This window comes from Bradyrhizobium sp. (genome assembly GCF_035484855.1).
Classification (GTDB): Bacteria; Pseudomonadota; Alphaproteobacteria; order Rhizobiales; family Xanthobacteraceae; genus Bradyrhizobium.
In genome coordinates this window covers 1-11157 of the sequence record NZ_DATHOP010000133.1, presented here as the reverse complement: position 1 = coordinate 11157, position 11157 = coordinate 1, and the positions used below count along the sequence as shown (strand labels likewise).

The window sequence follows — 11157 nt, the reverse complement described above, 5'->3', positions numbered from 1 at the left end:
AAATCCAGCTCCTGTCCAAGCACACGCGTTGTCCGGTCACCAAGCCCAAGCTTGCGGCTTTCGCCAGCGACGACGAGGTTTCCGCCGAACGTTATCGAAGCGAAGTGCTCGACAAGCGCAAATCGGTGTTCGATTTGCTGGAGGAATACCCGGCGTGCGAACTGCCGTTTCACCTTTATCTCGAAATGCTCTCGCTGCTGGCGCCGCGCTATTATTCGATTTCGTCGTCGGCCTCGGTCGATCCGTCGCGCTGCAGCGTTACCGTCGGCGTGGTGGAAGGTCCCGCGAGCTCCGGCCGCGGCATCTACAAGGGCATCTGTTCGAATTACCTCGCCGGCCGCCGCATCGGCGAAACCATCCACGCCACGGTGCGCGAAACCAAGGCCGGCTTCCGGTTGCCCGAGGACGCCAGCGTGCCGATCATCATGATCGGCCCCGGCACCGGGCTCGCGCCGTTCCGCGGCTTCCTGCAGGAGCGCGCGGCGCGCAAAGCGGCCGGCGCGACGCTCGGGCTCGCGATGCTGTTCTTCGGCTGCCGCCATCCCGATCAGGATTTTATCTATGCGGACGAACTGAAGGCGTTTGCCGCCGACGGCATCGCAGAACTGCACACCGCGTTCTCGCGCGCCGACGGTCCGAAAACCTATGTGCAGCATCTGGTCGCGGCGCAGAAAGAACGGGTCTGGAGCCTGATCGAGCAGGGCGCGATCACTTACGTCTGCGGCGACGGCGGCAAGATGGAGCCGGACGTCAAGGCGGCGCTGGTTGCGATCTACCGCGAGCGGTCCGGCGCGGACGCCGAGGCCGGCCAGCGCTGGATCGACGATCTCGGCGCCAAGAACCGCTATGTGCTGGATGTGTGGGCGGGCGGATGATGCAGCACGTAGCCCGGATGGAGCGAAGCGAAATCCGGGGCACTTGCTGATTCAGCAAACGCTGCCGTCATCCCCGGATGAGCGCGACTGCGCTCACTCGGGAGGTGCGCGCTCTTGCGCGCCTCGAAGGATGGGCCGCTTGCACCTCGGCCAGTCATCCTTCGAGGCTCGCCGAAGAGGCGAGCACCTCAGGATGACGCAATCTTACCGTTTCGGCAACCGCTCGAAACTCGGCAATCCTTCCGGAATCTGATGAAACGCCTGCTTGTCGATGGTGAAGATCGCCATCTGCGGAGTGCCGAACAGCGTGGGATCGTCGAGCGTGCCGATCTTCAGCACCACCGCCGGCAGCCCCGGCCGCCGCGTCAACAGATGGGTGCCGCACTCGGCGCAGAATTCGCGCGTCACCGCGTTTTCCAGATCGCTGCGTTTGAAAGCCTTTGGCGTTCCCTTGGTGTAGGAAAACCCGTCCGGCGGCATCAGCATGAACATGTTGGGCGCGCCGCCCGAGATATATTGGCATTCGCGGCAGTGGCATTGCGCCTTCAAGGCCGGCTCACCCTCGGCCACGTAGCGCAGCTGGCCGCAATAGCATCCGCCCTCCAGTTTCATGACATTCTCCCTGTTGTCAATGCATCGCCTTCGCCGAGGCCGCATGCGCATGCTTGTCGATGGCGTCGATGACTTGCGGCCACATCGGCATCGGCAGCGCGTGCCCCATGCCTTCGACCATCATCAGCTTGGCGCCCGGGATCGAGGCCGCGGTGTCCCTGCCGCCTTCGGGGCGCACCAGCGGATCGACGGTGCCGTGGATCACCAGCGTCGGCGCGTTGACCGCGCGCAGCCGCTGCTTGCGGCTGCCGGAGGCGAGAATCGCGCGCAGCTGCCGTCCAACGCCCGCCGGGTTGAGGCCGCGCTCGAAACAGCGCTCGGCGCGGGCGCGGTCGCGCGCCTCGTCTTCGGGAAAGCTTCCCACCCGCAGCAGCTTCCAGGTCTGCGCGAAGCGGGCGATATATTCGTCGCGAGTCGCAGGCGGCGGCGCCATCAGCATCGCCGCCGCCTCGCGGGTAGGGCCAGGCACTTTTGGATTACCCGTGGTCGACATGATCGAGGTCAGGGAACGCACCCGCTCGGGAAAGGAGATCGCGATTTCCTGGGCGATCATGCCGCCCATGGAGGCGCCGACCAGATGCGCGGATTTGATGCCGAGCGCATCCATCAAGCCAATCGTGTCCTCTGCCATGTCACCCAGCTTGTAGGGCGCGGCCACCGGAATTTTCAGGAACCGCAGTTTCAACAGTTCGAGCGGGGTCAGGCGCTTGCCGCCGGAAAGTCTTGAGGATCTGCCGATGTCGCGATTGTCGAAACGGATGACGCGAAAGCCGCGGCCGGCGAGCTGGCGGCAGAAATCGTCATCCCACAGCACCATTTGGGCGCCGAGCCCCATGATCAGCAGCATCGGCTCGGCATCGGCGTCGCCGAAAATCTCGTAGCAAAGCTCGACGCCGTTGGCGCGGGCGATCCGCTCCGGCTGATGGGCCAATCCATTCACTTCGGTTATTCCCTGAACATGGCATTGCGACCAGCACTCTATGACACGGTTTTTCGCGGTGCAGAAGGCTCCCCCAGGCCTGAAATCGGCAGCCGCGATGTTGACCGTGCTGTCGCAACGGTGTGGTATCAATGTCAGGACAGGCGGGGCTCTGATCCCCTCGTGATCATCCCGGAGGTCGCCCATGGCAGACAAGAGCAACGATCCGGTTGCGATCTGGCAGAACATGATGGGCGAGATGGAGAAGGGATTCAACGCCTTCGCCACCAAGGCGATGGAATCGCCGGAATTCTCCAGGGTCGTCAACCAGGTCGGCGGGGTCTCGGCGGGCGCGCAAAAACAGCTCGGCGAGATGATGGAGAAATATCTCGTCAGCATGAACCTGCCGAGCCGGGTGCAGATGGTCGGCATGGCCGAGCGGCTGCAGGCGATCGAAGGGCAACTCGGCGAGATCAAGGCGATGCTGCACCAAATCCAGGGTCAGTCCGGCGCGTCGCAAGGCGGATTTGCGTCCCCGCCGAGGCCGCCGCGCACCAAAAAACCGCCACCCGCGGGCGGAGAGCAAAAATGAATGCCGCGGCCGGCCTGGATCTGAGATCGATCCCGGACCGGATTCAGTCCGAAGTGCAGCGCGCGATCCAGCGCAGCATCAAGGGCGTCGAATATATCGCCTCGTCTGGTCCCTCGCTCGGTTCGACGCCGAAGGACATCTTGAGCGTCCGCGGCACCATGAATCTCTATCACTACCGCCCCGTCGCCGACGAGATCTACCGGGTGCCGATCCTGATCGTGATGGCCACCACCAACCGCGGCTACATCCTCGACATGGTGCCCGGCCAGAGCTTCATCGAGTTCCTCCTCAAGCGCGGCTACGACGTCTACATGCTGGACTGGGCCGCGCCGCGGCCGGAAGAGAAATCGCTGGCGATGGAGGACTACGTCCTCGACTTCATTCCGGATTGCGTCCGCCGCGTGCAACAGGATTCCGGCGAGACCGACATCACCATCATCGGCTATTGCTTTGGCGGCGTGCTGTCCTTGCTCTACGGCTCGATCTTCGCCGACGGGCCGATGAAGAACCTGATCTGCTTCACCACTCCGGTCGATTTCCGCGAAATGAAGCTGTTCCAGAATTTCTCCGACCGGCGCTATTTCGACGTCGATCGCCTGGTCGACAGCGTCGGCAACGTGCCGCCCGAGATGATCCTGTCCTCGTTCGAGATGCTGCGGCCGGCGTCGCGCGCCGCGAGCCAGGTACAGCTGTGGGAAAACATCTGGAATGACGAATACGTCAAGTCGTACCGCATGTTCGACCGCTGGGCCACCGATACGCTGCCGCTGGCGGGCGAGTATTTTCGCGCCATCACCAAGGACCTGATGTGGGACAACAAGCTCTACAACGACACCATGTCGGTCGGCGGGCGCAAGGCTGACATTTCCAAAATCACCGTGCCGATGCTGCACGCGGTCGCCGAGCACGATCACATCGTGCCCTATGACGCCGCCAAGCCGCTGATCAAGAAGATCGGCTCGACGGATAAGGAAGAGGTGATGCTGAAGGGCGGCCATGTCAGCCTGGTCGCCGGCGCCAACGCGATAAAACGGCTGTGGCCGAAACTCGATTCATGGCTGGGCGAGAGATCGACATGAGCACCGACATACGCACCTATCCGCTCCGCGTCGCGACCGACGCCGGCGAGGTCGAGTTCAGGATGATGGCGCCGGCCGACGAGGCGCTGGTGCTGGAATTCGCGCAAAAACTCCCGGTGCACGATTTGCTGTTCCTGCCGCGCAACATCAGCGAGCCGAAGGTGCTGGCGGCCTGGATCAAGGAGATCGAGCGCGGCTCGATCACGAGCCTGCTGGCGGTGAAGTCGGGCAGGGTGGTCGGCTGCGGCACCATCGTGCGCGATCCGCACTCCTGGTCGCCGCATGTCGGCGAAATCCGCAACGTGGTTTCGCCTGAGGTGCGCGGCCAGGGCGTCGGCCGGGCGCTGTCGCAGGAAACCTTTGCCCTTGCCTTGAGCGTGGGACTGGAAAAATTGCTCGTCCAGATGACAGTGGACCAGACCGGCGCGATCGCGATTTTCGAAGGCCTCGGCTTCAAGGCCGAGGCGCTGTTTCGCGATCATGTCCGCGATTCCGCCGGGCAAAAGCACGATATCGTCGTGCTCGGGCACAATGTGGCGCAGGTCCGGGCCCAGATGGAAGCCTATGGGATGGGGGAGGCCGTCCAGCCCTGAAGCCCGATCATTGAGCCGACCCGCCTAATTCCTCAGCCGATCACGAATTCGTGATATCGCATCGCACCATTGATGTTGCGATGCACCATCAGCTGTGCCATATAGAGGTTGCCCCGGGCCCAGAGCGGACGGGGTGAGCCCATAGCTCAACCCGAGGATGGAGAGACCCCATGACCACCGAAACCGAAACCAATTCCGTGCTGAACACCGTCAAGGAAGCTTTCGCGCCCGTCACCGACGCGCTCAAGAACCTCCAGAACATGGAAGTTCCCGAAGCCGCCCGTGAATTCGTGAAGAAGACCGCCGGCACCGCCAAGGAGCGCGCCGCCGATCTCTACGCCGGGTCCGAGAAGGCCACCGATGCGATCGAGACCGCCGTTGCCGGCTCGGTCACTGAAGCCGCCAAGATCAGCCGCAACGTCCAGCAGGCGCTCTATCAGGACGCCGAAGCGTTCTTCGCCGGCATCGACAGGCTGGCGTCCGCCAAGTCGCTCAACGAGGCGGTGCAGATCCAGTCGGACATGCTGCGCGCGCGCGGCGAACTGTTCGTGTCGCGGGCCAAGGCCTCGACCGAATATCTCGGCAAGCTCGTCACCGAGGGCGCCAAGACCGCCCAGGACAACTTTTCCAAGGTCTATACCAAGACCGCCTGATCGCGGTTCAAAGCGAACGACTGCCCCGTTTCGAAGGCCCGCTTAGGCGGGCCTTCTTTTTGTCGGCACACGTTCCCCGGATGCTGCGCAGCGCGCCGCCGCTTCGCGGCGTGGTGCGCTGCTGATCCGGTGTCCATGGCATCGCCAAGATTTGTGGGTCCCGGCTCTACGGTGCATCGTAAAGAACGCTGCACCGCCTCCGGGACACGAAATCTGATGACGGTCGCGCGCGCAGCTTCAGGGATGGCTCAGGCCGCTTTAGATGTGGACAGCTATTGTCTCATCTGAAGTCAACCGCTTGAATAGGGAATCAGGGACCCCAACTTGATTTAAGGGATTGTTGCGTTGCGGAACGATTGCGTGGGTCCAGCGTCTTCCCATTGATCGATCGGGCCGTCTTCGGCCCCGAAGAGGAAACAGCATGTCCGCGACTGCCGAGAGGCTGCGCCCGCCGTCCAGAACGCTGATGTTTCTGGAGGGACGCGCGATCCAGGAACTCGGCGCATTTCTGGGCGCGCTGCCGTTGCTCAGCCTGGCGCCGAAGGGCGACGGACATCCGGTGCTGGTATTGCCCGGGCTGGTGGCGTCGGACACCTCGACGCGACCGCTGCGCAGCTTCTTGAAGAACCGCGGCTATGCGGTCAGCGGCTGGCGGCAGGGCCGCAATCTCGGCCTGCGCGATGGCGTGCAGCGCGCGATGGTCGATCTGGTGCGTGAACTCAGCGACACGCACGGCCGCAAGATCAGCCTGGTCGGCTGGAGCCTCGGCGGCCTGTACGCAAGGCAGCTCGCAAAGATGATGCCGGATCGGGTGCGCTCGGTGATCACGCTCGGCAGCCCGTTCGCAGGCAGCCCGAAGGCGACCAACGCCTGGCGCGTTTATGAGATGGCGAGCGGCCGCCGCGCCGACGAAAACGACGGCCGCTTCGGCGGATCGCTGGCGGAAACGCCGCCGGTGCCGACCACCGCGATCTTCAGCCGCACCGACGGCATCTGCGCCTGGCAGGGCTGCATGGAAAAGCCGTCGGCCCGCTCCGAAAACATCGAGGTCGAAAGCAGTCATTGCGGCATGGGCCATCACCCCGCCGTGGTCTACGCGGTCGCCGACCGCCTCGCGCAGGCCGAAGGGCAGTGGGCCCCGTTCGACCGCAGCGGCTGGCGCAGCATCGTGTATCCCGATCCGAACAGGTGAGAGCGGCGCCCAAAGGCGTCATTGCGAGCGTAGCGAAGCAATCCAGCTTGCTTTGTTGACCAATGGATTGCTTTGTCGCTTCGCTCCTCGCAATGACGATACGAGCGGCCTGCTTTCGCCAATGTTGTTGCTTCCCCAAAAAACGCGCTATGCGTTGGCGATGGCCCATCCGCTTGCCCGCATCATCGAACAGCTCAAGCGCGAACCCTCGCGCACCGGCTCCATCGTCATCACCGTGTTTGGCGATGCGATCGTGCCGCGCGGCGGATCGGTCTGGCTTGGTACCCTATTGGAATTCTTCAAGGCGCTGGACATCGAGGCCGGCGTGGTGCGCACGGCGATGTCGCGGCTTGCGGCCGATGGCTGGCTCGAGCGCGAGAAGGTCGGCCGCAACAGCTTCTACCGGCTGGTGAAGAAGGGCCGGCAAACTTTTGACGCTGCGACCAAACACATCTACGATCCGCAAGCCTCCGGTTGGACCGGGCGTTTTGAACTGCTGCTGATCGGCAATGGCGAGGACCGCGACGCCTCGCGCGAGGCGCTGAAGAATGCCGGCTTCGGCAGTCCCTTGCCCGGCGTCTGGGTCGCGCCCTCGGGCGTTCCGATTCCGGAGGAAGCTGCATCCGCGATCCGGCTGGAAGTGTCCGCCGAGGACGACAGCGGCCGGCGGCTGCTCAGCGAGAGCTGGCCGCTCGATCGCACGGCGGACGCCTACCTGAAATTCATGAAAACCTTCGAGCCCTTGCGCGGCTGGATCGGCCGGCGCGCACAACTGTCCGATGCCGACGCCTTCACGGCGCGGATATTGCTGATCCATCATTACCGGCGGGTGGTGCTGCGCGATCCGTTGCTGCCCACCGCGCTACTGCCTGTGGATTGGCCGGGCCGGGCGGCGCGGAAACTCTGCGGCGAGATCTATCGCGCGGTGTTGCCGCAAGCCGAAAAATGGCTTGATCACAACGGGTTGAATGAAAACGGCCGGTTGCCCGCCGCCACCGGACTGGCCCATCGCTTCGGCGATTAATATGTTACAGAAATATATTGCATATTGAAATTTTTGTTATATATTAGCTCGCAACAATCCGGGAGGCCGGCGCATGTACACCCAGGCGCTCAATACGTCGGAAGCCGAAGACCGCATCGAGGACGCTGCGCATGCCGCGGCGTTCCAGGCGCGGATCGATGCCGAGGACCGCATCGAGCCGAACGACTGGATGCCCGCCGCCTATCGCAAGACGCTGACGCGGCAGATTTCGCAGCACGCCCATTCCGAGATCGTCGGCATGCTGCCCGAGGGCAACTGGATCACCCGCGCGCCGTCGCTGCGCCGCAAGGCTGCGCTGCTCGCCAAGGTGCAGGACGAATGCGGCCACGGGCTTTATCTCTACGCCGCCGCCGAGACGCTCGGCACCTCGCGCGAAGAGCTGGTCGACCTGATGCTGTCAGGCAAGGCCAAATATTCCTCGATCTTCAATTACCCGACGCTGACCTGGGCGGATATCGGCGTGATCGGCTGGCTGGTCGATGGCGCCGCGATCATGAACCAGATCCCGCTGTGCCGTTGTTCCTACGGCCCCTATGCGCGGGCGATGATCCGCGTCTGCAAGGAGGAATCCTTCCATCAGCGCCAGGGCTACGAGATCATGGTGACGCTGTCGCGCGGCTCTGAGGAGCAGAAGGCGATGGCGCAGGACGCGCTGAACCGCTGGTGGTGGCCGGTGCTGATGATGTTCGGGCCTCCCGATGCCGCGAGCCAGCACGGCGACATCTCGACGAAGTGGAAGATCAAGCGTTTCTCCAATGACGAGCTGCGCCAGAAATTCGTCGACGCGACGGTGCCGCAGGCGCAATACCTCGGTTTGACGATCCCCGATCCCGGCATGAAGCAGGATTCCGACGGGCATTGGCAATACAGCGCCATCGATTGGGACGAATTCAGGCAGGTGCTCGCAGGCAACGGTCCCTGCAACCGCGACCGGCTGGCGGCGAGGCGCAAGGCGCATGACGAAGGCGCCTGGGTGCGCGAGGCGGCGCAGGCCTATGCGGAAAAACGCAGGCACCGGCAAACCGCGCAAGCTGCCGAATAGAGTCGAGGGAGACCGTCATGGCCACGCCGAACACCCCGCTTTGGGAAGTCTTCATCCGCAGCCGCAATGGCTTGGCGCACAAGCATGTCGGCTCGCTGCACGCCTCCGACGCGACGCTGGCGCTGCAAGCCGCACGCGACATCTACACCCGCCGCGGCGAGGGCCTGTCGATCTGGGTGGTGCCGTCGAGCGCGATCACCGCCTCCGACCCTGCCGAGAAGGGCATGATGTTCGAGCCGGCGGAATCCAAGATCTACCGGCATCCGACGTTTTACGACGTGCCCGACGAAGTCGGGCATATGTGATTTCTGACGAATGTAGCTGCCCACATTCGTCATTGCGAGCGCAAGCGAAGCAATCCATCGCGCAGCATCATGAAAGAATGGATTGCTTCGTCGCAAGCGCTCCTCGCAATGACGACGATAGAGTTGGCGCAAGCAGGTTGAAGAACATGGCCGTCGCATCCATCACCGTCTCCGAAACGCCGCTGGTGCTTTACGTGCTGCGCCGCGCCGACGATGCGCTGATCCTCGGGCATCGGCTGTCGGAATGGTGCGGCCATGCGCCCGCCATGGAAGAGGACATGGCGCTCGCCAATATGGGCCTCGATCTGCTGGGACAGGCGCGCGAACTCTATTCGTATGCCGCCAAGGTCGAAGGCAAGGGCAACGACGAGGACAAGTTCGCCTATCTGCGCGACGTTCGCCAGTACCGCAACCTGCTGCTGCTGGAACAGCCGAACGGCGATTTCGCGCGCACCATGGTGCGGCAATTCTTCTACTCGGCGTTCGCCGACCTCTATTGGCGCGCGATGATGAAGTCAGGCGATCCAACGCTTGCCGCGATCGCGGCAAAATCCGAGAAGGAAAGCGTCTATCATGTCAGGCATTCGTCGGAATGGATGGTCCGCCTCGGCGACGGCACCGACGAAAGCCACGCGCGTGCGCAAACCGCCATCGACGATCTCTGGTCCTTCATCGGCGAGATGTTCGAAGTTGACGACAGCGAGCGCGCGTTGATCGATGCCGGCACCGCCATCGATCCCGCGAGCCTGCGCCCGCAATGGCTCAAGACGGTTACCTCGGTTGTGAACGAAGCAACGCTTTCGCTGCCGAAGAGCGGCTGGATGCAGCAGGGCGGCCGCAGCGGCCGGCACAGCGAACATCTCGGCCACTTGCTCAGCGAGCTGCAGTCGATGCAGCGGACTTTTCCGGGGGCCACATGGTAACAGCTGAAATCAGCGACGCCGAATTGCGGCAGCGCGCCTGGGATGTTGCGGCGACCGTGGTCGATCCGGAAATTCCGGTGTTGACGATTGCCGATCTCGGCGTGCTGCGCGACGTCGCGGTCCATGACGGCCGGATCGAGGTCGCGATCACGCCGACCTATTCCGGCTGCCCGGCGATGAACATGATCACGCTGGAGATCGAGCTCGCGCTGGAGCGCGAGGGATTTCGCAACTCGAAAGTGAGGACCGTGCTGTCGCCGGCCTGGACCACCGACTGGATGAGCGAGGATGGCCGCCGCAAGCTCGCCGAATACGGCATCGCGCCGCCGCAGGCCGCTGGCTCCCGCCGCGCGCTGTTCGGCGTCGAGCAGGTCAAGTGCCCGCAATGCAGCTCCGACGATACCGAAGTGCTGTCCGAATTCGGCTCGACCTCCTGCAAGGCGCTGTGGCGCTGCAAGAGCTGCCGCGAACCGTTTGATTATTTCAAATGCCATTGATGCTTCAATCGTCATTGCGAGCGAAGCGAAGCAATCCATGCCGCAACAAGAAAGATGGATTGCTTCGTCGCAAGGGCTCCTCGCAATGACGGTGGAATTGAGAGTCTGAGAATTGCCGATGTCCCAAACCCCGCGCTTCCATCGCCTCGCCGTCAACGATCTGCGCCGCGAAGCCGCTGACGCGATATCGCTGACCTTTGCGATTCCGGACGAACTCGCCAACGATTACAGCTTTGCCCCGGGCCAGTACCTGACGCTGCGCACCACCATGGATGGCGAAGAAGTACGCCGCTCCTATTCGATCTGCTCCGGCCCCGATGACGGCGAATTGCGCATCGCGGTGAAGAAGGTCGATGGCGGGGCGTTTTCGAGCTGGGCCGCCGACGAGCTGAAGCCAGGTGACGAACTCGACGTCATGACGCCGACCGGCCGTTTTGGCGTCGCACCCGCACCGGGCGAAGCAAGGGTCTATGTCGGCTTTGCCGCCGGCTCCGGCATCACGCCGATCCTTTCCCTCGTGAAGGGCGTGCTGGCGCGCGAGCCCCATAGCCGGTTCTTCCTGTTCTACGGCAACCGCTCGACATCGGGCATGCTGTTCCGCGAGGCGCTGGAAGAACTGAAGGACAGGTTCATTCAGCGGCTCTCGATATTCCATGTCATCTCCGGCGAGGAGCAGGACATCCCGATCCTGCATGGCCGGCTCGACGGCGAGAAGGTGAGGGTGTTGCTTCGCTCGCTGGTGCCGGCAGTGAGTGTCGATCATGTCTTCATCTGTGGTCCAACCGGCATGAGTGACGAGTTGGAGGCGACTTGCCGTGACATCGGCATTG

Annotated in this window: 13 protein-coding genes and 1 pseudogene; 12 read left to right on the top strand and 2 right to left on the bottom strand. The window is 63.3% G+C overall.

Annotated elements, in window-relative coordinates:
- A pseudogene (locus VK804_RS14915) lies at window positions 1-875 on the top strand (NADPH--cytochrome reductase); the annotation flags it as partial.
- Between the two features lie 204 nt (window positions 876-1079).
- On the opposite strand, the gene VK804_RS14910 reads toward VK804_RS14915, so the two are convergent.
- On the bottom strand, window positions 1080-1487 hold the full coding sequence (locus VK804_RS14910) for a GFA family protein (RefSeq protein ID WP_325371591.1): 408 nt from the start codon (window positions 1485-1487) through the stop codon (window positions 1080-1082).
- Between the two features lie 16 nt (window positions 1488-1503).
- A complete protein-coding gene (locus tag VK804_RS14905) occupies window positions 1504-2427 on the bottom strand; it encodes an alpha/beta fold hydrolase (protein WP_325371590.1) in 924 nt (307 codons plus the stop codon).
- A gap of 184 nt (window positions 2428-2611) precedes the next feature.
- Between VK804_RS14905 and VK804_RS14900 the strand changes: the two genes are divergently transcribed.
- From VK804_RS14900 to VK804_RS14850, 11 genes are all read left to right on the top strand, one after another.
- Complete coding sequence (locus VK804_RS14900; RefSeq protein ID WP_325371589.1) at window positions 2612-2998, top strand: hypothetical protein; 387 nt, start codon at window positions 2612-2614, stop codon at window positions 2996-2998.
- The gene (locus tag VK804_RS14895; protein ID WP_325371588.1) at window positions 2995-4077 is read left to right on the top strand and encodes an alpha/beta fold hydrolase; all 1083 of its coding nucleotides are present in this window, start codon (window positions 2995-2997) and stop codon (window positions 4075-4077) included. Before VK804_RS14900 ends, VK804_RS14895 begins: the two co-directional genes overlap by 4 nt.
- Window positions 4074-4670 carry a GNAT family N-acetyltransferase gene (locus tag VK804_RS14890; RefSeq protein WP_325371587.1) on the top strand — a complete coding sequence of 199 codons (597 nt, stop codon included), beginning with the start codon at window positions 4074-4076 and terminating at the stop codon, window positions 4668-4670. The genes VK804_RS14895 and VK804_RS14890 overlap by 4 nt, the downstream gene beginning before the upstream one ends.
- A gap of 170 nt (window positions 4671-4840) precedes the next feature.
- Entirely contained in the window at window positions 4841-5323 is a 483-nt protein-coding gene (locus tag VK804_RS14885) for a phasin (RefSeq protein WP_325371586.1), read from the top strand.
- A gap of 421 nt (window positions 5324-5744) precedes the next feature.
- On the top strand, window positions 5745-6515 hold the full coding sequence (locus tag VK804_RS14880) for an esterase/lipase family protein (RefSeq protein WP_325371585.1): 771 nt from the start codon (window positions 5745-5747) through the stop codon (window positions 6513-6515).
- Between the two features lie 160 nt (window positions 6516-6675).
- The gene (gene paaX / locus VK804_RS14875; protein WP_325371584.1) at window positions 6676-7539 is read left to right on the top strand and encodes a phenylacetic acid degradation operon negative regulatory protein PaaX; all 864 of its coding nucleotides are present in this window, start codon (window positions 6676-6678) and stop codon (window positions 7537-7539) included.
- Between the two features lie 73 nt (window positions 7540-7612).
- On the top strand, window positions 7613-8602 hold the full coding sequence (paaA, locus tag VK804_RS14870) for a 1,2-phenylacetyl-CoA epoxidase subunit PaaA (protein ID WP_325371583.1): 990 nt from the start codon (window positions 7613-7615) through the stop codon (window positions 8600-8602).
- Between the two features lie 17 nt (window positions 8603-8619).
- Window positions 8620-8907 carry a 1,2-phenylacetyl-CoA epoxidase subunit PaaB gene (gene paaB, locus VK804_RS14865; protein WP_325371582.1) on the top strand — a complete coding sequence of 96 codons (288 nt, stop codon included), beginning with the start codon at window positions 8620-8622 and terminating at the stop codon, window positions 8905-8907.
- A 146-nt stretch (window positions 8908-9053) separates the two neighbouring features.
- Window positions 9054-9830, top strand: a complete 777-nt coding sequence (paaC, locus tag VK804_RS14860; RefSeq protein WP_325371581.1) for a 1,2-phenylacetyl-CoA epoxidase subunit PaaC — start codon at window positions 9054-9056, stop codon at window positions 9828-9830.
- A complete protein-coding gene (gene paaD / locus VK804_RS14855) occupies window positions 9824-10327 on the top strand; it encodes a 1,2-phenylacetyl-CoA epoxidase subunit PaaD (protein WP_325371580.1) in 504 nt (167 codons plus the stop codon). The genes paaC and paaD overlap by 7 nt, the downstream gene beginning before the upstream one ends.
- Window positions 10328-10445: 118 nt before the next feature.
- Window positions 10446-11157, top strand: a 712-nt coding sequence (locus VK804_RS14850; RefSeq protein ID WP_325371579.1) for an FAD-binding oxidoreductase, incomplete at its 3' end; no start/stop codon positions are given.

Excerpts from the sequence above, each read along its gene's own strand:
- paaD (WP_325371580.1), top strand. The coding sequence starts at position 9,824 with ATGGTAACAGCTGAAATCAGCGACGCCGAATTGCGGCAGCGCGCCTGG.
- VK804_RS14895 (WP_325371588.1), top strand. The coding sequence starts at position 2,995 with ATGAATGCCGCGGCCGGCCTGGATCTGAGATCGATCCCGGACCGGATT.
- VK804_RS14885 (WP_325371586.1), top strand. The coding sequence starts at position 4,841 with ATGACCACCGAAACCGAAACCAATTCCGTGCTGAACACCGTCAAGGAA.
- paaX (WP_325371584.1), top strand. The coding sequence starts at position 6,676 with ATGGCCCATCCGCTTGCCCGCATCATCGAACAGCTCAAGCGCGAACCC.
- VK804_RS14900 (WP_325371589.1), top strand. The coding sequence starts at position 2,612 with ATGGCAGACAAGAGCAACGATCCGGTTGCGATCTGGCAGAACATGATG.
- VK804_RS14890 (WP_325371587.1), top strand. The coding sequence starts at position 4,074 with ATGAGCACCGACATACGCACCTATCCGCTCCGCGTCGCGACCGACGCC.
- VK804_RS14880 (WP_325371585.1), top strand. The coding sequence starts at position 5,745 with ATGTCCGCGACTGCCGAGAGGCTGCGCCCGCCGTCCAGAACGCTGATG.
- paaA (WP_325371583.1), top strand. The coding sequence starts at position 7,613 with ATGTACACCCAGGCGCTCAATACGTCGGAAGCCGAAGACCGCATCGAG.
- VK804_RS14910 (WP_325371591.1), bottom strand. The coding sequence starts at position 1,487 with ATGAAACTGGAGGGCGGATGCTATTGCGGCCAGCTGCGCTACGTGGCC.
- paaB (WP_325371582.1), top strand. The coding sequence starts at position 8,620 with ATGGCCACGCCGAACACCCCGCTTTGGGAAGTCTTCATCCGCAGCCGC.
- paaC (WP_325371581.1), top strand. The coding sequence starts at position 9,054 with ATGGCCGTCGCATCCATCACCGTCTCCGAAACGCCGCTGGTGCTTTAC.